Annotated in this window: 15 protein-coding genes and 1 pseudogene; 9 read left to right on the top strand and 7 right to left on the bottom strand. The window is 66.5% G+C overall.

Annotated features, from left to right (window positions below; translation table 11 throughout):
• Positions 1-2: 2 nt before the first annotated feature.
• From ABT375_RS15050 to ppk2, 3 genes are all read left to right on the top strand, one after another.
• Entirely contained in the window at positions 3-1175 is a 1173-nt protein-coding gene (locus ABT375_RS15050; protein ID WP_416463134.1) for an efflux RND transporter periplasmic adaptor subunit, read from the top strand.
• A gap of 3 nt (positions 1176-1178) precedes the next feature.
• On the top strand, positions 1179-4397 hold the full coding sequence (locus ABT375_RS15045; protein ID WP_416463133.1) for an efflux RND transporter permease subunit: 3219 nt from the start codon (positions 1179-1181) through the stop codon (positions 4395-4397).
• Between the two features lie 143 nt (positions 4398-4540).
• Positions 4541-5461 carry a polyphosphate kinase 2 gene (gene ppk2, locus ABT375_RS15040; RefSeq protein WP_261935592.1) on the top strand — a complete coding sequence of 307 codons (921 nt, stop codon included), beginning with the start codon at positions 4541-4543 and terminating at the stop codon, positions 5459-5461.
• A gap of 32 nt (positions 5462-5493) precedes the next feature.
• On the opposite strand, the gene ABT375_RS15035 is transcribed toward ppk2, so the two are convergent.
• The 6 genes and pseudogenes from ABT375_RS15035 to ABT375_RS15010 form a co-directional block, all read right to left on the bottom strand.
• Positions 5494-6462, bottom strand: coding sequence for a CorA family divalent cation transporter (locus ABT375_RS15035; protein ID WP_416463131.1), 969 nt, complete (start codon positions 6460-6462; stop codon positions 5494-5496).
• A gap of 62 nt (positions 6463-6524) precedes the next feature.
• Positions 6525-8127, bottom strand: a pseudogene (locus ABT375_RS15030) (inorganic phosphate transporter).
• A 121-nt stretch (positions 8128-8248) separates the two neighbouring features.
• A complete protein-coding gene (locus tag ABT375_RS15025) occupies positions 8249-8446 on the bottom strand; it encodes a TonB family protein (RefSeq protein WP_416463129.1) in 198 nt (65 codons plus the stop codon).
• Between the two features lie 218 nt (positions 8447-8664).
• The gene (locus tag ABT375_RS15020; protein ID WP_261935595.1) at positions 8665-9417 is read right to left on the bottom strand and encodes an SDR family oxidoreductase; all 753 of its coding nucleotides are present in this window, start codon (positions 9415-9417) and stop codon (positions 8665-8667) included.
• On the bottom strand, positions 9414-10361 hold the full coding sequence (locus tag ABT375_RS15015) for a 2-hydroxyacid dehydrogenase (protein ID WP_416463128.1): 948 nt from the start codon (positions 10359-10361) through the stop codon (positions 9414-9416). Before ABT375_RS15015 ends, ABT375_RS15020 begins: the two co-directional genes overlap by 4 nt.
• Positions 10362-10373: 12 nt before the next feature.
• Positions 10374-11135, bottom strand: a complete 762-nt coding sequence (locus ABT375_RS15010; RefSeq protein ID WP_416463127.1) for an SDR family oxidoreductase — start codon at positions 11133-11135, stop codon at positions 10374-10376.
• 138 nt (positions 11136-11273) lie between these two features.
• On the opposite strand from ABT375_RS15010, the gene ABT375_RS15005 reads away from it, so the two are divergent.
• The 6 genes from ABT375_RS15005 to ABT375_RS14980 are packed head-to-tail and all read left to right on the top strand — an operon-like array spanning position 11274 to position 16553.
• Positions 11274-12329 carry an L-idonate 5-dehydrogenase gene (locus ABT375_RS15005; protein ID WP_416463126.1) on the top strand — a complete coding sequence of 352 codons (1056 nt, stop codon included), beginning with the start codon at positions 11274-11276 and terminating at the stop codon, positions 12327-12329.
• Positions 12326-12661: a hypothetical protein gene (locus ABT375_RS15000; RefSeq protein ID WP_224547968.1), complete on the top strand. Its 336-nt coding sequence runs from the start codon at positions 12326-12328 to the stop codon at positions 12659-12661. Before ABT375_RS15005 ends, ABT375_RS15000 begins: the two co-directional genes overlap by 4 nt.
• Positions 12662-12706: 45 nt before the next feature.
• The gene (locus tag ABT375_RS14995) at positions 12707-13789 is read left to right on the top strand and encodes a LacI family DNA-binding transcriptional regulator (protein WP_224547967.1); all 1083 of its coding nucleotides are present in this window, start codon (positions 12707-12709) and stop codon (positions 13787-13789) included.
• A 1-nt stretch (position 13790) separates the two neighbouring features.
• Positions 13791-14672 (top strand): NAD(P)-dependent oxidoreductase, encoded by an 882-nt coding sequence (locus ABT375_RS14990; protein ID WP_416463125.1) that lies wholly within the window; start codon positions 13791-13793, stop codon positions 14670-14672.
• Positions 14669-15163 (top strand): gluconokinase, encoded by a 495-nt coding sequence (locus ABT375_RS14985; RefSeq protein ID WP_416463124.1) that lies wholly within the window; start codon positions 14669-14671, stop codon positions 15161-15163. The genes ABT375_RS14990 and ABT375_RS14985 overlap by 4 nt, the downstream gene beginning before the upstream one ends.
• A gap of 40 nt (positions 15164-15203) precedes the next feature.
• A complete protein-coding gene (locus tag ABT375_RS14980) occupies positions 15204-16553 on the top strand; it encodes an MFS transporter (protein ID WP_416463123.1) in 1350 nt (449 codons plus the stop codon).
• Between the two features lie 592 nt (positions 16554-17145).
• Here the strand turns inward: ABT375_RS14980 and ABT375_RS14975 are convergent.
• Entirely contained in the window at positions 17146-18090 is a 945-nt protein-coding gene (locus ABT375_RS14975) for an isocitrate lyase/PEP mutase family protein (RefSeq protein WP_416463122.1), read from the bottom strand.

The raw sequence follows: 18090 nt of genomic DNA, 5'->3' as shown, positions 1-18090 counted from the left end.
CCATGACCATCACACACGCAAAAGCGTTTCTTCTTCCCATCACCCTTGCCGTCCTGCTCGCAGGCTGCGGCGGCAGCGCCGGAAACGACGCGGGCGATGCCGCTTCGCCCATGGAGCACGGGGCCGTCGGCGAAACCACCCACACAGAAGAAGAAGGCAGGATCATCCTGTCGGACGATCAGATCGCGTCTGCCGGCATCCAGCTGGGACGGCCTGTGACCGGCGGTTCGGGTACGCTGGAATTGCCCGCAACCATCGAAGGGGATCCGCAAGGCACGCAGGTCGTTGCCGCGGCAATCGGCGGGCGGGTCGTATCGCTGACCCGCAATCTGGGGCAGTCGGCCGGTCGCGGCCAAACCATCGCCATCATCGAAAGCCGCGAAGCCGCCGTGCTCAAGGGCGACGTGGAGGCGACCCGCGCCAGGCTGGCGTTGGCCAATTCCAACCTCGCCCGCGAACAGCGCCTGTTCGCCCAGCGCGTGTCGCCCGAACAGGATCTGATCGCCGCCCGCACCGCCGCGATCGAGGCGGGCATCGCCTATCGGCAAGCCCAGAGCCAGGTGTCCGCGGCGGGCGGCGGCGGTGGCGGCCTCAACCGGCTCGGCATCGCCGCGCCCGTCTCGGGTCAGGTGATCTCGCGCAGCGTCGTTCTGGGCCAGACGGTAGCGGCCGACACGGAACTCTATCGGATCGCCAATCTGTCCAGCGTCTCGATTGCACTTCATCTCCAGCCTGCTGATGCGGGCCGGGTCAAGCCCGGCAACCGCGTGATCGTCAAGGCTGCGGACCGTGAAGGGGCCGCCCGGATCAGCTTCGTTTCGCCCGTGCTGGACGCGCAGACCCGCATGGTGCCGGTCATCGCGATGCTGGACAATCGCGCGGGCCGATGGCGTGTCGGAGAGCCGGTGACGGCATCGGTCGACCTCGCCGACAGCGGCGGGGACGGCGCGATCCGCATACCCACCACCGCCGTCCAGACCGTCGAGAACAAGTCGGTCGTGTTCGTGCGGACCGACAGCGGTTTCCAGGCTGTCCCGGTCACACTCGGCGACAATAGCGGCAGCAGCGTGATCGTGCGCGCCGGCCTCAAGGGGACCGAACGGATCGCGACCACCAACAGCTTCACGCTCAAGGCCGAACTCGGCAAGGGCGAAGCCACCCATGAGGATCATTGAGCCATGATCGCTCCCATCGTCAACTGGGCGGTCCACAAGCGCTGGCTCGTCCTGCTGCTGACCGCCATCGCCGCCGTCATCGGCGGCGTCGCCCTGTACCGCCTCCCCATCGACGCCGTGCCGGACATCACCAACAACCAGGTCCAGATCAACGTGCGCGCGCCGGCGCTGTCGCCCGAACTGGTCGAAAAGCAGGTCGCCTTTCCGATCGAGACCGCGCTGGCAGGCATTCCCGGCCTGGAAAATACCCGGTCGTTCAGCCGCAACGGCTTCGCGCAGATCACCGCCATCTTCGACGAATCCACCGACATCTATTTCGCCCGCCAGCAAGTCGATGAACGGATGAGCGGGATCGCGGACAATCTGCCCGAAGGCGTGAACCCGGAAATGGGGCCGATCGCCACGGGTCTGGGCGAAGTCTATATGTGGACCGTACGGCTCGAACATCGCAAGGACGACACGCATTTGCCCGGCGAGCCTGGCATGCAGCCGGACGGCAGCTACATCACGCCCGAAGGCGAGCGGCTGACGAACGATGTCGACAAGGCGACCTATCTGCGCACGACACAGGACTGGATCGTCAGCCCGCTGCTGAAAAACGGCAAGGGGCTGGCCGGCATCGATTCCATCGGCGGCTATGTGAAGCAGTTTCAGGTCGTTCCCGACGTCCAGCGGCTGGCCGCGCTCGGCCTCAGCCTGACCGATCTCGGCACCGCGCTGGAAAGCAACAACAGCAGCGTGGGCGGCGGCTTCGTCGATCGCAATGGCGAAGGACTGGCGGTCCGCTCCGATGCCCTGATCCGCAACGCCACCGAACTCTCGCGCATCGTCGTCGCCACACGGGCGGGCGTGCCCGTCACGCTGGGCCAGGTGGCGACGGTCAAGACCGGTCAGGCCATCCGCATGGGTTCGGCATCCGAAAATGGCACCGAAGTCGTCGTCGGCACCGCCATCATGCGGATCGGCGAGAACAGCCGCGACGTCGCCATCGCCGTTGCGGACAGGCTGAAGGCGATCAATGCCTCGCTGCCGCCGGACGTCATCGTGCAGCCGGTGCTTGATCGGACTGCGCTGGTCAATTCGACCATCAAAACGGTCGCGAGGAATCTCGGCGAAGGCGCGCTGCTCGTCATCATCGTCCTCTTCGCCCTGCTCGGCAACTTCCGCGCCGCCCTGATCGCAGCGGCGGTGATCCCCGTTACCATGTTGCTGACGGGCTTCGGCATGTTCCGCTTCGGCGTGTCGGCCAACCTGATGAGCCTGGGCGCACTGGATTTCGGCCTGATCGTGGACGGCGCGGTCATCATCGTGGAAAATGCGCTGCGGCGCATGGCCGACAGGCAGCATCGCGAAGGCCGCCTTCTTTCGGTCGATGAACGCCTTGCCACCGTGGCGGCGGCCGCGCGCGAGATGATCCGTCCCTCGGTCTATGGCCAGGCGATCATCATCCTCGTCTATGTCCCGCTGCTCACCCTCACCGGGGTCGAAGGCAAGACGTTCGTGCCGATGGCGCTGACCGTCATCATCGCGCTCGCCTTCGCGTTCGTCCTGTCCCTGACCGCCGTGCCCGCGGCGATCGCCATCTGGCTGTCCAATCGCATCGACGAGAAGGAAGGCCGCATCATGGGCTGGCTGCGCCGGCGCTATGCGCCGGGGCTGGACAAGGCCATGGGTCGGCCGACGCTCACCATTGGGGTGGGTGTCGGTGGCTTCCTGCTGGCAATCGCCGCCTTCCTGTCGCTGGGCCAGCTGTTCTTGCCGCAACTCGACGAAGGCGACCTGCTGATCCAGGCGCTGCGCATTCCCGCGACCTCGGTGCAGCAGAGCCAGGCGATGCAGGCGCCCATAGAAAAGATGATGGCGAAACAGCCGGAGGTGAAGTTCGTCTTCTCCAAGACCGGCACCGCGGAACTGGCGTCCGACCCGATGCCGCCCAACGCCACCGACATGTTCGTGATCCTCAAGCCGCGCAGCGAATGGCCGGATCAGGGCCTCACCAAGGCCCAGCTAGTCGACCGGCTGGAAAAGGCGCTCGGCCGGTTCCCCGGCAATGCCTATGAAATCACCCAGCCGATCCAGATGCGGTTCAACGAGCTGATCGCCGGCGTTCGCGGCGATGTCGCGATCAAGGTGTTCGGCGACGATTTCAACACCATGAACGCCACGGCCGAGAAGATCGCCGGCGTCCTGCGCCGGACGCAGGGCGCCGCGGACGTCAAGGTCGAGCAGACCACGGGCCTGCCAATGCTCGACATCCGGGTCAATCGCGACGCGATGGCGCGTCTGGGCGTAACGGCGCAGGATGTACACGCCATGGTGTCAGCCACCCTGGGCGGCCGGGAAGCGGGGATGATCTTCGAGGGCGATCGTCGCTTCCCGATCGTGATCCGCCTGTCGGAAGCGCAACGCGCCGACTTCCATGGCCTGCGGCAGCTACAGTTGCCGACGCCCGATGGGCAGTTCGTCCCCCTGGCCAGCGTCGCGGACATCCGGATCGTGGACGGTCCCAACCAGATCAGCCGCGAAAATGGCAAGCGCCGCGTCGTGGTGCAGGCCAATGTGCGTGGCCGCGACATCGCCGGCGTGGTCGGAGACGCCCAGGCCGCCATCGCGGAGCAGGTTCGCCTGCCCGCGGGCGCCTATCTGGAATGGGGTGGCCAGTTCGAAAATCTGGCGTCCGCGCGCGAACGCCTGCAACTGGTTATCCCCGCCTGCTTCATCCTCATCCTCCTGCTCATCTACGGCGCCCTTGGGTCGGCAAGGGACGCGGCGATCGTTTTCACCGGCGTGCCGCTGGCCCTGGTGGGCGGCGTGCTGGCGCTGTTCCTGCGCGGCATGGATTTCTCGATCTCGGCGGCGGTGGGGTTCATCGCCCTGTCGGGCATCGCGGTCCTGAACGGCCTCGTGATGGTGTCGTCCATCCATGCGCTGATGCGACAGAGCATGGCGCGGGCGGAAGCGGCCCGCATCGGCGCCATCCAGCGGCTCCGGCCGGTGGTGATGACCGCCCTCGTCGCCAGCCTCGGGTTAGTGCCCATGGCCCTGGGCAGCGGCGCGGGGGCGGAAGTGCAAAAGCCCCTCGCCACCGTCGTCATCGGCGGCCTCATCTCGGCCACCTTGCTGACCCTGTTCGTTCTGCCGACGCTCTATGCCCGCTGGGGTCGGCGCGCCATGCCCCTGGACGCGCATCCACCGGTGGAGGTGGAACGCCCACAAGACTGAAGCGAAGGGGGGGGAGGACGTCCATGGCGCCCTCCCCTTTCCCACCGGCCGGCGCCAGGGCCCGCCGGTCTTGCCCCCGTCAACATAATGTCATCGGGCCATGCGACGAAGGCATCATCGCTGACGCATCGGAAGGGCCGCACATGCACTTGGAAGACCAGTCCGGCTTCGCCATGGACCGTATCAAAGCGGAGATCGCCGACAGTTTCGACGAAGAGCTGGAGATGGAGATCGACGAAGATCGGCTGGAGACGATGCTCGCCGACATGGAGGAGCATCCCGAGCGCGAGCAGATGGAGCGCCGCGTCTATTTCCGCGAACTGTTCCGCCTGCAGCATGAACTGGTGCGGCTCCAGGATTGGGTCGTGCACAAGGGACTGAAGGTCGTCGTGCTGTTCGAGGGCCGCGATTCGGCCGGCAAGGGCGGCGCGATCAAGCGCATCACCCAGCGCCTGAACCCGCGGGTCTGCCGCGTCGCCGCGCTGCCTGCGCCCAACGAACGCGAACGCACCCAATGGTATTTCCAGCGCTATACCGCCCATCTGCCGGCTGCGGGGGAGATCGTGCTGTTCGATCGCAGCTGGTATAATCGCGCCGGCGTCGAGCGGGTGATGGGCTTTTGCTCGGAGACGGATGTCGAGGAATTTTTCCGGTCCGTGCCGGAATTCGAGCGGATGCTGGTGCGCTCGGGCATCCTCCTGATCAAATATTGGTTCTCCATCACCGACGACGAACAGCAGTTCCGCTTCGCCATGCGCATCCACGATCCACTCAAACAGTGGAAATTGTCGCCCATGGACGTGGAATCGCGCCGCCGCTGGGAGGATTATACCCGCGCCAAGGAAGCGATGCTGGAACGCACCCATATCCCCGAAGCGCCCTGGTGGGTGGTGGAGGCGGTCGACAAGAAGCGCGCGCGCATCAACTGCATCGCGCATCTGCTGGACCAGATTCCCTATGAGGATGTGCCCAAGATGCCGGTGGTGCTGCCCGACCGGGTGCGGCATGCGGACTATAACCGCCACCCCGTGCCGCCGGAGATGATCGTTCCCGACCGCTTCTGAAGCCTGTCCAGCCTGCCCGGGCGTCACGCCGGCTAGCGCCGCATGAAGCCCATCCAGCGCAGCAGCCAATAGGTGACGCCAGCGGCGCTCGCTGCGATCAGCGTCGCGACCAGCGTGCCATGCGGGCCATCGGCCAGCGGCATCCCGCCGGTGTTCATGCCGAACAGGCCCGTGACCAGCGTGGCGGGCAGCATCAACGCGGTCACGATCGAGAGCATGTAGAGATTCTGGTTGGTGCGCTGCGCCGCCTGGATGTCCACCTCGTCCCGCAACTGGCGCAACTGGGCCTGAACCCCCAATATGTCGGCATCGAGCGACTGGAGCCGCTGGGCCAGTTTTTCGACCGTGGCCAATAGCGGTTCGGGCAGTTCCTCATCCTCTTCCAGCCGCTGGAACACCCCGCGCATTCCGATCAGCAATCGATGAAGCTGCGCCAGGCGGCGACGGATTCGGATCAGGTCGCGCGGGGCGGGTGGATGGCGACCGTCGAGCAGCCCATCCTCCGCCGTCTGCACATCCTGGCTGAGCGAGCGGGCGATCTCCGCGATATTGGCGGTGATAGCGCCCACCAGCAGGTCCAGCGCCTGCGCCGGCCCGTTGATCGTGACCCCGCCGCCCCGTTCCAGTCGGCGCCGGGCGATATCGGCCGATCGCAGCGGATGCAGCCGCGTCGTCAGCATCAGGCTAGGCGTCAGCGCGATGCGCAGCGCGCCGATCCGTTCGGTATCCGCCACGTCGAAGTCCCGTTCGAAATCATGCAGCACGCAGCCGACGCTGTCGCCCTCGACCACTGCCTGCTGGTGCGTTTCCGGAGACAGCAGCAGATCGCCGATCTGCGGCGAAAACGCTTCCGAGTGGAAGATCCATCGGCGCGTGCCATGGTCGGCCAGGTTGAGATGCAGCCAGCGAAACCTGCCGCCTTGATCCGAATCGCATCGGGCGACGGGGCTCACGCCGCCGTCGCCCGAAAAATCGAGGCCCCAGATAAGGCCCGGTCCCATGCCCTGGTCCGGCACGGGGACGCGGAAAATCGGTTCTTCGTCCGTCGCTATGGCGCGCCCCCTCAGAAAATCCGGGAGAAGAGCATGTAGAGCAGCCCGGCGAGGCCGATCGACACCGGCAGGGTCAGCACCCAGGCCATCAACAGGTTGCGGATGGTGTTCATCTGCAAGCCCGACCGGTTCGCAGCCATGGTGCCGGCGACGCCGGACGACAGCACATGGGTGGTCGAAACCGGCAGCCCCAGATGGTCCGCGCCGAAAATCGTTCCCATCGCCACCAGTTCGGCGGACGCGCCCTGCGCATAGGTGAGATGCGACTTGCCGATCTTTTCGCCCACGGTGACGACGATCCGTTTCCACCCGACCATGGTGCCCAGACCCAGCGCGAAGGCGACCGCGACCTTCACCCAGTTCGGGATGAAGCGCGTGCCCGCATCCAGCGACCCCTTATAGGCGGTCAGCGCCGTCCCGCTGGCCTGCGGCAGCGCGGCTTCCTTGTCCTTGCCCAACCGCTTGATCGCTTCGGACGCCAGATACATGTCGTTGCGGATATTGCTGACGGCGGCGGCCGGCACCTTCGCCAGCGATCCATATTCCAGCACCTGACGGTCCACATCCTGGATCAGCACGGCCAGCGCGGGGACGGTCGCGTCCGACACGCGCTTGTCGGCGATATAGCGGGTGACGGCCTGGCGCGCCTGTGCAGGATCGGCGTCAGCGGCCGGCCTGACGCCCAGCGCCTGGACCGCGGCGATCGAATTGTGATGGAACTCGATCGCATAGCGTTCCGGCACCGCACGGTTCAGCGCATAAGCGGTGGGCACCGTGCCGATCAGGATCAGCATGATGAGGCCCATGCCCTTCTGCCCGTCATTGGAGCCATGGGCAAAGCTGACGCCGGTGCAGGTGAAGATCAACAGCGCGCGTATCCAGGGCGGGGGCGGGACGCCGTCCTTGGGCTCCTGATACAGTTCTTCCTTGCGCACGAGGATCTTCATCGCGATGAACAGCAGCGCCGCCATGCCGAACCCGATCAGCGGCGACAGCAGCAGCGCCTGGCCGATCTCGGTCGCCTTGCTCCAGTCGACGCCCGCCGTCCCGCTCTTGCCGTGCATCATCGCATTGGCGACGCCCACGCCGATGATCGATCCGATCAGCGTGTGCGAACTGGACGAAGGAATGCCCAGCCACCAGGTGGCCAGATTCCACAGGATCGCCGCGATCAGCAGCGCGAACACCATGGCGAAACCGGCGCTCGATCCCACCTGCAGGATCAGTTCCACCGGCAGCAGCGAGACGATCCCGAACGCCACCGCCCCGCTCGACAACAGCACGCCGAGGAAATTGAAGAAGCCCGACCATACCACCGCGATTGGCCGGCATCGCATTGGTATAGATCACCGTCGCGACCGCATTGGCGGTGTCGTGGAAACCGTTCACGAACTCGAAGCCCAGCGCGATGAGCAGGGCGATGAACAGCAGGATGAACGGCAGATAGGTCGTGGCCTGAACCCCTGCCACGCTGGCGTCGGCATAGATGCTGTAGGCGACGTAGAGCAGCGCGACGACAATCGCGGCCCCGATGCCCACAGTCCCGGCGAGGCCCAGCCCCTTGTCGAGGTCCGGGCGGACGCTGCGCCCTTCCATTGCGATCGTCGCGTTCATCCGAATCGTCTCCCGGTCGGGCGGAATGTCAATGGAACCCTTGCTAGATCGCGTCCGTGACAGACTGATTGCAAAGCGAGCCTGGCGGGCATCGGCGCGCGCAATGGCGCGGCCATCCCGCTCAGACCGGCAGGATGAACTTGATCGGCACGGTAAATTCCCTGCGCTCGCCGGGCAATTCGGCGGGCGGGCGCGGATAGGGGGAGGCGCGGCGCAGCCTCGCTTCGGCCTCCTCGTCCGGCACGGCATGGCCCGATCCCCGGACGATCGCGCCTTCCAGCAACATGCCGGCGCGGTCGAGGACGAAGCGGACCTGCACCCGCCCTTCCTCCCGCCGCATCCGGGCGCGGCGAAGAGAAGAAAGTCGAGGAACGGCAGCGCCAGATTCGCCAGACCCATGTCCGCTTCGGCATGCTGGACAAGGACGGCATCGTGACCGCGACCGACGCCCGGCAACGCGCCGCGCGCCAGGCCGCGGACAAGGCGGACCACTGAACCGACTGGACCGACCGGGCTTGCAGGGCGTAAGCCCGGCCCTCAGCCGCGCCCGACGAAGGGCATGTTGGTCGCCATCAGCGTCATGAACTGCACCGTCGCTTCTGGCGGCAGGCCGTCCATATAGGCGATCGCCTCGCCCACCTGCGCCACGTCCATCACCGGTTCGGGCGCGCATTCGCCATTGGCCTGCGGCACGCCCGCGGACATGCGCTGGCCCATGGCGCTGCTGGCATTGCCGATGTCGATCTGGCTGCAACTGATGCCGAACGGCCGCCCGTCCAGCGCCGCCGATTTGGTAAGCCCGGTAATCGCATGTTTGCTGGCGGTATAGGCGATCGATCGGGGCCGCGGGCTATGGGCGGAAATCGACCCGTTGTTGATGATCCGGCCACCCTGCGGTTGTTGCGCCTTCATCGCACGGAAGGCCGCCTGCAGGCAGAGGAAGGCCCCGGTCAGGTTGGTGTCGATCACCCGCCGCCAGTCGCCCTCCGCCAGTTGGTCGATCGGCACGTCCACCACATTGACCCCGGCATTGTTGAACAGCAGGTCGACCCGGCCGAACGCATCCACCGTGGCCTCGAACAAAGCCGCCACGCTGGCCGCATCGGTGACGTCGGTCGGGACCAGCACATGCGCCTCCCCGTCCCCATCCATCAAGGCGCGCGTCTCCGCGAGACTGTCGGCCCGTCGCCCGGCCAGCGCCAGGCGATAGCCGCGCCGGTCGAGCGCGATCGCCACGGCGCGGCCGATGCCGCTGCCCGCGCCGGTAATGACCGCGACGCGCCCGGTCATGACAGGTTCAGCGCCGTGGGCGGCCGCCGTCCGGCCAGCAGCGCATCGACATTGGCGAGCACCAGATCGGCCATGGCGATCCGCGTCTCCACCGTCGCGCTGGCGATATGCGGGGCCAGATGCGTCCGGTCGCTGGCGATCAGGCCGGCCGGGGCCGACGGCTCTTCCGCGAACACATCGAGCGCTGCGCCTGCGATGCCGCCGCTGTCCAGCGCCGCGATCAGCGCCGCCTCGTCCACCACCGATCCGCGCGCGACATTGACCAGATAGCCCTTGGCCCCCAGCGCCGTCAGGATGCCGGCGTCGATCAGGTTGCGGGTCGCCTCGGTCGCGGCGCAGGCCAGCACCAAAATGTCGCTCTCGCGCGCCAGCGCCGCCAGATCGGGTTCGAAGCGATAGGGCGCGTCCTTGGCCGACCGGCCATGATAGGCCACCGTGCCAAAGCCGCTCAGGCGATCGGCGATCGCCCGGCCGATCCGGCCCAGCCCGACGATGCCGAAGCGCCGCCCGCTGACCTTGCGTCCCAGCGGGAACGCCTCCTCCAGCCAGCGGCCATCGCGCACGAAGCGATCGGCCGCGGGCAGGCGGCGCAGCAGGCCGATCGTCAGGCCCACCGCCAGGTCGGCGACATCATCGGTCAACACATCGGGCGTGGTGCTGACATCGACGCCGCACCCCTTGGCGAAGGCCACATCGACCTTGTCATAGCCCACGCCGTTGATGGCGATCAGCTTGAGCGACGGCAACGCCGCGATCAGATCGTTGGAACAGCCCAGATGCCCGCCGGTCACCACCAGCGCCACCTTGCCAGCATTCGCCTCCAGCCAGCCAGTCCGCGCCGCATCGTCCATCTCGAACCAGCGCAGCGACGGGCAGCGGGCGGCCAGTTCCGCTTCCAGATACTCGGACAGCGGACAAAGCTGCAATGCGATCGTGTCGGCCATGATAGTCACTCCTCAAATCACCGACAGGATGCCGCCATCGACATAGATGGTCTGGCCGTTCACGAAATTGGAGGCGGAGGAGGCAAGGAAGACGGCCGCGCCGTGCAGTTCCTCCAGCTTGCCCCACCGCCCGGCGGGCGTGCGCTGGCACAGCCAGGCGTCGAACACCGGATCTTCCACCAATGCCTTGTTGAGCGGCGTGTCGAAATAGCCCGGCCCGATCGCATTGACCTGCAATCCATGCCGCGCCCAGTCCGCGCACATGCCCTTGGTCAGATTCTTCACCGCGCCCTTGCTGGCGGTATAGGGCGCGATGCCGGGACGGGCCAGTTCGCACTGGACGCTGCCGATATTGATGATCTTGCCTTGCCCGCGGGCGATCATGTGCGGCGCGACCGCCTTGCTGACATAATAGACGCTGTCCAGATTGGTCGCCATCAGGTCGCGCCAGTCATCATCATCGAATCTGTCGAGCGGCGCGCGGCGCTGGATGCCGGCATTGTTGACGAGGATATCGATCGCTCCGACATCCCGCTCCACCGCGGCGATGCCGGCCTTGACCGCGGGTTGATCGGTGACGTCGAACAGGCTGGTCGCGACATCCACGCCCTTGTCCCGCAGGATCACGGCTGCGGCATCCAGCGCATCCTGGCTGCGCCCGTTCAGGACGACACGCGCGCCCGCCTGGCCCAGCGCGTCGGCGATCGCGAAACCGATGCCGCGCGCCGCGCCGGTCACCAGTGCGGTGCGGCCATCAAGACTGAACAAAGACATAGTCACAAACCTCCATCACGCTTTTGCCTATTACGTGACCGGTCACATTGCAATCTTGAAAATTGTCATATCGTCGCAAATATTGGATATTGCGATCATATGTGCCAAATGATATCGGTCCCATGTAAGGAGAGCGTTATGCTGGCTGCAATATGTCATGGGAAGAAGGATCTGCGGGTGGAGGCCCACCCGGAGCGCGCCCTGGCGCCTGACGAGGTACGCGTCGGCATCGCCTATGGCGGCATCTGTGGATCGGACATGCACTATTATCATCGTGGCGCCGTGGGCGATTTCGCGGTGCGCGAACCGATGGCGTTAGGGCATGAGATTTCAGGCGTCGTCGTCGAAACCGGATCGGCCGTGACCCATGTCGCGCCGGGCATGAAGGCCGCGCTCGACCCCAGCCGCCCCTGCCTCACCTGCGACTTTTGCCGCGCCGGCCGCATGAACCTCTGCACCGACATGGTCTTCCTGGGCAGCGCGGGTCGCTTCCCCCATGTCCAGGGCGGCTTCGCGCAGACGCTGATCCTGCGCGGCGACCAGATTATTCCCGTCCCGGCCGACACCGACCTGCTCGCCTTGTCCGTCGCCGAACCCCTGTCGGTCGGTCTCCACGCCGTGAACCGCGCCGGGCCACTGCTGGGCAAGCGCGTCATCGTCACCGGCTCCGGCCCGATCGGCCTGCTGACCGCCCGCTGCGCCCTATATGCCGGCGCAATCGAAGTGGTCTGCACCGATGTCGAGGATGCCGCGCTCGCCGTCGCGCGGGATCGCATGGGTGCCACCCGTACCATCAACGTCGCCAGCGATCCTGAAGCCCTCGGCACCTATGCCAGCCCCGCCGGTCATTTCGACGTCGCCTTCGAAGCCTCCGGCGCGCCGTCGGCCTTGCTCTCGCTCTTCCCCATCGTCCGGCGCGGCGGCCGCATCGTCCAGGTCGGGATGCTGCCCCCCGGCACCGCGCCGATCCCGGTCAACCCGCTGCAATCGCGCGAGATCGAATTTGTCGGCGCCTTCCGCGCCAATGGCGAATTCCGCCTCGCCGTCGACCTGATCGTCAGCGGCGCGATCGACGTCAGCCCGATCCTGTCGGGCACCTTCCCGCTCGAACAGTCGGTCGATGCCTTCGAACAGGCCGGCGACCGCTCGCGCTTCGTCAAACTGCACATCGCCATCAACGAGGATATCCTGTGATCACACGCACCGCCATTTTCGAGGGCACGATCAAGCCGGGTTTCGAGGACCGTTTCCGTGAGGACGTCCGCACCCGCCTCGCCCCGCTCTGGGGCCAGTTCCCCCATGGCAGCAACGTCCGCCTCTTCTTCGTGGATCAGGTCGATGACGGCGCGCCGCCGATCGCGATGATGCAGCAGGTCGACTATCCCTCGCTCGCCGCGCTGGAGGAGGCGCTGGCCTCCCCCATCCGCACCCAGGCGCGCGCCCTGACGCTGGAGCTGCTGGAGATGTTCGAGGGCCGCTTCTACCACGCCATCAGCGGCGGCAACGCAGTGGCCGCCACCGCCTGACGCTGATATGCGACACGGATAGCAGCCATCAGGAAAGCCCCGCTCATGAGCCGTCCCCCCCGCGATACCGCCGCCCCTGCCGAACCGAAACCCGGCCGGCGCGCGTCGCAGCGACCGACTATCCGCGACGTGTCGCGTCTGGCGGGCGTATCGCGCATGACGGTGTCGCGGGTGCTGAGCGATCCCGAACTGGTGCTGCCCACCACGCGCGACAAGGTGCTCAAGGCGGTGGCGGACCTGGGCTATGTCCCCGACAAGACCGCCGGCAGCCTGTCGAGCCGCCGCACCGGCTTCATCGCGCTGATGCTGCCGACGCTGACCAACGCCAACTTCGCCGCGGTCGCCCACGGCCTGACCGAAGCGCTGCGAGAGGCCAATTATCACCTGCTGATCGCCTATACCGACTATGACATGGCGGAAGAGGAGCGGCAGCTCCTCAACCTGCTCGCCCGCCGCCCCGAAGCGATCGTGCTGACCGGCGCCATGCACCGGCGCAATGCGTCGCGCATGTTGATGGCCGCCGACGTGCCGGTGGTGGAAATTGCCGACCTGCCAAGCCAGCCGATCGAACATGCGATCGGCTTTTCCAACTATCAGGTCGGCCGCACCGCCGCGCGCTATCTGCTCGATCGCGGCTTCACCCGGATCGGCGCGATCGCCGCCTCGCCCGAAGGCGAAGTGACCGACCATCGCGGCGAAGAGCGTATGCGCGGTTTCGAGGAAGAACTGCGCCTGGCCCGCCGTTCGACCGACGGCGTGCTGCGCCACGGCACCGCCCCGGTCAGCTTCCACCACGGCGCCGCCGCCTTCCGCGCGCTGGTCGAACGGCAGCCGGACATAGAGGCGATCTTCGCCGTGTCGGACCTGTCCGCCGTCGGCGCGGTGATGGAGGCGCAGCGGATGAACCTGCGCATCCCCGACGATATCTCCATCATGGGCTTCGGCGATTTCGAGATCGGCCGGGAAATCAACCCGGCGCTCACCACCATCCATGTCGATTTTCACGCGCTGGGGCTGCGCACCGGCAAGATGCTGGTCGATCTGCTCGCCAGCGACGCCACCCCGGCCCCATCGACCCTCGATGTCGGCCTGCGCATCGTCGAGCGCGCTTCGGTAAGGGACAGATAATATGCAGCTTGCGGTCATCGGCGTGGGCGTGATGGGATCGGCGATCGCCGGTCGCCTGCTCGATAGCGGGGTCGGCCTCCACCTCTACGACCGCGATCCCGTGCAGATGGCGCCCTTGGTCGCCCGCGGCGCCGCCGCCGCCGCCAGCGCGCGCGATGCCGCAGCTCATGCCAGCCATGTCATCATCAGCCTCAACAGCGCCGCCATCGTGGAACGGGCCATCTTCGGCCCCGATGGCGTCGCGCAAGCGGCGGACGCGGGCAAATTGCTGATCGACATGTCCAGCATCGCCGCAGACCGCACCGCCGCCCTGGCGCAACGCCTGCGCGACGAGACCGGCATGGGCTGGGTCGATGCCCCCCTGTCGGGCGGCGCACCCGCCGCCGCGCAGGGCAAGCTGACCCTCATGGTCGGCGGCGCGACGGAGGATGTCGATCGCGCCCGGCCGGTGCTGGACCTGCTGTCCGCCCACATAACCCGCTTCGGCGCGCCGGGCGCGGGCCAGACGGTCAAGCTCATCAACCAGATATTGTGCGCCAATTATTTCATGGCGGTGGCAGAAGCCGTCCGCTTTGCCGAGGCGCATGGCGTGGATGCCACCCTGATCCCCGCCGCGCTCGCCGGTGGCCGCGCCGACAGCCGTATCCTCCAGGAATATATGGCGAAAATGGCCCGGCGCGACTATTCGCCGACCGGCCGGATCGACAATATGCTCAAGGATCTGGAGACGGTGCAAGCTTCCGCGCTCGCCACCCGCACGCCGCTGCCCGTCACCTCGCTGATCGCCGATCTGCACCGCATGGCCGTCGCCGGCGGCCTCGGCCCGGCCGACAGCGTCGCCTATATGCGCCTGTTCGACATGGACGGCGAGCAGCCGGCATGACCCGCGCCGTCGTGGTGATGGGTGTGGCGGGCTGCGGCAAGTCCACTTTGGCGGAGGCGCTGGCGCAGCATCTGGGCTGGACCTTCGTGGAGGGCGACCTCTGCCACCCGCCCGAAAATGTCGCCCGCATGACCGCCGGCATTCCGCTCGACGACGAAGCGCGCCAGCCCTTTCTGCGCAATGTCGCGACTGCCCTCACCGCCTCGCGGCAAGGCGCCGTCGCCTCCTGCTCCGCGCTCAAGCGCGACTATCGCGACCTGATCCGGCAGCAGGTGGGCGATGTGCTGTTCGCCCTGCCCCATCTGTCGCGCGCCGATCTGGAACGGCGCATGAGCCAGCGGCCCGCCCATTTCATGCCGACCTCCCTGCTCGACAGCCAGCTTGCCACGCTGGAGCCGCCCGGCCCGGACGAACGCGTGCTTGTCATCGACGGCAATCTGTCCGTCGCCGAGCAGGTCCGCCGGATCGCAGACGCGCTGCCCCCATCATAAAGAGGCTGCCGTCGCCAGCCCGCAAGACGAGAGGAAGACCATGGCCCTGATGCCCCAGCCGGACATCCCAGTTCCCGATACTGCCGATGTCCGCCCATGGCCGAACCCGCGCCGCGCCTGGACCGTCGCGCTTTTGCTGTCGCTCGCCTCGATCGCGTCGCAGTTCGACCGCGTCGTCCTCAACCTGACCGTCGAGCCGGTAAAGGCAGAATTCGGCCTGGACGACACCAGCTTCGCGCTGTTGCAGGGCGTGGCGTTCGGCATCTTCTACACGTTGGGCGCAGTGCCGCTCGGCCGCCTGGCCGACCGCTATGAACGGCGCATCGTGCTGGGCATCAGCCTCTTCTTCTTCAGCCTCGCCTCCATGGCGTCGGGTTTGTCCCGCAACTTCTCGCAACTTTTCCTCTCGCGCGTCGCGGTCGGCTGCGGCGAAGCCAGCGTCACGCCCAGCGGCCTTTCGCTGCTCAGCGACCTGTTCCCGCCCGAAAAGCTCGGCCGCGCCGTCAGCATCTTTTTCCTGAGCGCCCCGTTCGGCATCGGCCTCGCCTTCATGGCCGGGGGCAAGCTGCTCCAGTCGCTCACCGAACGCTGGCACGGCACCGGCCTGCCCTTTGGCCTGGAACCCTGGCAGGCCGCATTCCTGATCGTCGGCGCACCCGGCCTGCTGCTCGCACCACTGCTGCTCTTCATGAAGGAGCCGGAACGGCGTGGGCCCGGCGGCACGACGCCGCTCACGATAGCCGAAGTGCTGGGCGTCATCCGCGCCCGCCGCCGCGCACTCACCCTGATGTTCGCCGGCTTCTCGATGGTGACGGTGGTGAACTTCGCCTATAATGTCTGGACGCCGGCCCTCTTCGCCCGCGTCTATGGCTGGACCCCGGCACAGGTCGGCATCGGCTTCGGCCTCATCATGATGATCTGCGGCACCGGCGGCACCTATTTCGCCGGCTGGCTGAGCGACCGGCTGACCCGCGCCGGCCATGTCGACGCCCATCTGCGCGTCGCCGCCTTCGGCTTCCTCGCCTGCGGCGTCTTCGGCACGCTCGCCCCACTGATGCCCAACGCCTGGGCCGCGCTGGCGCTGATCGCCCCGGCGATGTTCCTCAGTTGCATGCCCGTTCCCTGCGCCGGCACCGCGCTGCAACTCATCCTGCCCAACCGCGCGCGGGGGCAGGTGACGGCGCTCTACATCATGGTGATTTCGCTGGTCGGCATCGGCATCGGCCCGGTGGTGATCGGCTTCATGACCGACCATCTCTTCACCGCCCCCACCGACATCCGCTACTCCCTCGCCATCGTCGTCGGCTGCGCCGCCCCGATCATGTGCGTGCTGCTGTTGCTGGCGCTACGCCCCTACCGCGCGCTGCGGCTGGCGGGACTGGAGGGGTGAGGGTGGAGGCGCTCGCAGACATCCGCATTTTCTGGAAGGGCCGGGAGTGTCATAAAGCGATCATAGGCCGTCATGCCAGCGACCCGAAGGGCGGCCGTAGGCCAACGCTGGCATGAAGGAAGAAAGCATACCATCCGCTCCCCACCCTTACCGGCGGCTCACAATTCATCAGCCCCCCGCTGTCCTACACCGGCCGCCTGCGCCATCATCCTGCCCGGTTCCTTCCCATCGTCAGTTCTGCCAGCCAACCGGCCCGTCCCTCTCGGGTCGAGAAGTTTCGGCAAAAAATTCGCCATGCGCGATATGAGTGAAGTTCCGGAAGTTCCGGCCAGCGCGGGGCCGCGATCAGGCCCCATAAATGAGGCCCCGCCGGGGGGACAGCGGGGCCTCGATAGGGAGCCGAACGGATCGAGCGGGGGGGGGGGGCTGATATGATCGCGTCCGACACCGCATAAACCAGCCAGCCGGATACCGGTTCCACGCCTCTCATGCTCAGTGGTTCGCTAACGTCGTTTTTCTCACCCGGTCCATAAAAGAAAAGCCCGGCCGCGTGCAGACGGCCGGGCTTCCCAGGGGGAGAGCTAATCCTTTCTCAGAGGCGATCGTCGATCGATGAGCGGACGAAACCTTCGGGGAAGTCTTCGACCTGATTGCCCACAATCGTATATTCCTTGGCGCGGCCCGAAAAACGGCCTTCCAGCTCCATATAGCTTTGCGGGTCGAACAAAGGCGTCGCGCTCATGCCCATGATGCCGGTCGCGTCCACCTTCTCGCAGGTATAGTCGCAGCCCTGCTGAGCGAAGTTCCTGATGCCATGTTCCAGCATCCCGTCCATCGCAGCTTTCAGCGTATAGTGCATCGTCATCATGTTGAAGCCGAGCGGATAGATGTCATCCACCGTCACCGCGGGCTTGCCGTTGATGTTGCGCACGTCGGGGAACATCTTCCAGCCCGGCACCCTGGACGAGACATATTGGGCATGGGCCAGCGTGCCGATCTTGACCACGGTGGTCATCTTCGCGCCCAGTTCATGCGCCAGCCGCATCCGCTCGCAGCCTTCGTCCATCTGCGTTTCCGGGTCGGCATTGGTCCGCGCGATCAGGAAGCAGTTGGTGCCCTCCAGCGCCGCGAGCGCCGCCCGCACCTTTTCCAGATAGCGTTCGCGCGGCAGCAGGCCGGTGGATTCCTCCATGTCATCGGCATCCTCCAACTGGAGCGCGGTCGCCCCCGCCATCGCCATGCGCCGGGCGCTGCGATAGACGGCCAGCGGCCCGCCAAAGCCATCCTCGATATCGGCGGCCAGCGGAATGGGCGATGTCTGGCTGATGCGGCTGGTGATCCATTCCACATCGGTCAGGTTGCTGAAACCATAGTCGATCACGCCGTTCATCGCGATCGACACTTCGCCGCCCGACAGCATCATCGCTTCGAAGCCGACCATCTCCACCGCCCGCGCCGACGCACAGTCATAGACGCAGGGGGCGACGATGCACTTGTCGCTGGTTTCGAGCAGTTGTTGCAGTGTCTTCTTTGCCAT

It is taken from the genome of Sphingomonas sp. VDB2 (genome assembly GCF_047946695.1).
Taxonomy (GTDB): domain Bacteria; phylum Pseudomonadota; class Alphaproteobacteria; order Sphingomonadales; family Sphingomonadaceae; genus Sphingobium; species Sphingobium bisphenolicum.
The sequence above is the reverse complement of the archived record's forward strand: the minus strand, read 5'-3'. Positions and strand labels throughout refer to the sequence as shown.

What these genes read in the sequence shown, in the direction of transcription:
- ABT375_RS15005 (WP_416463126.1), top strand. Translation starts at nt 11,274, where the DNA reads ATGCTGGCTGCAATATGTCATGGGAAGAAGGATCTGCGGGTGGAGGCC.
- ABT375_RS14975 (WP_416463122.1), bottom strand. Translation starts at nt 18,090, where the DNA reads ATGGCAAAGAAGACACTGCAACAACTGCTCGAAACCAGCGACAAGTGC.
- ABT375_RS15045 (WP_416463133.1), top strand. Translation starts at nt 1,179, where the DNA reads ATGATCGCTCCCATCGTCAACTGGGCGGTCCACAAGCGCTGGCTCGTC.
- ABT375_RS14995 (WP_224547967.1), top strand. Translation starts at nt 12,707, where the DNA reads ATGAGCCGTCCCCCCCGCGATACCGCCGCCCCTGCCGAACCGAAACCC.
- ABT375_RS15035 (WP_416463131.1), bottom strand. Translation starts at nt 6,462, where the DNA reads ATGGGACCGGGCCTTATCTGGGGCCTCGATTTTTCGGGCGACGGCGGC.
- ABT375_RS15020 (WP_261935595.1), bottom strand. Translation starts at nt 9,417, where the DNA reads ATGACCGGGCGCGTCGCGGTCATTACCGGCGCGGGCAGCGGCATCGGC.
- ABT375_RS14980 (WP_416463123.1), top strand. Translation starts at nt 15,204, where the DNA reads ATGGCCCTGATGCCCCAGCCGGACATCCCAGTTCCCGATACTGCCGAT.
- ABT375_RS14985 (WP_416463124.1), top strand. Translation starts at nt 14,669, where the DNA reads ATGACCCGCGCCGTCGTGGTGATGGGTGTGGCGGGCTGCGGCAAGTCC.
- ABT375_RS15015 (WP_416463128.1), bottom strand. Translation starts at nt 10,361, where the DNA reads ATGGCCGACACGATCGCATTGCAGCTTTGTCCGCTGTCCGAGTATCTG.
- ABT375_RS15010 (WP_416463127.1), bottom strand. Translation starts at nt 11,135, where the DNA reads ATGTCTTTGTTCAGTCTTGATGGCCGCACCGCACTGGTGACCGGCGCG.
- ppk2 (WP_261935592.1), top strand. Translation starts at nt 4,541, where the DNA reads ATGCACTTGGAAGACCAGTCCGGCTTCGCCATGGACCGTATCAAAGCG.
- ABT375_RS14990 (WP_416463125.1), top strand. Translation starts at nt 13,791, where the DNA reads ATGCAGCTTGCGGTCATCGGCGTGGGCGTGATGGGATCGGCGATCGCC.
- ABT375_RS15050 (WP_416463134.1), top strand. Translation starts at nt 3, where the DNA reads ATGACCATCACACACGCAAAAGCGTTTCTTCTTCCCATCACCCTTGCC.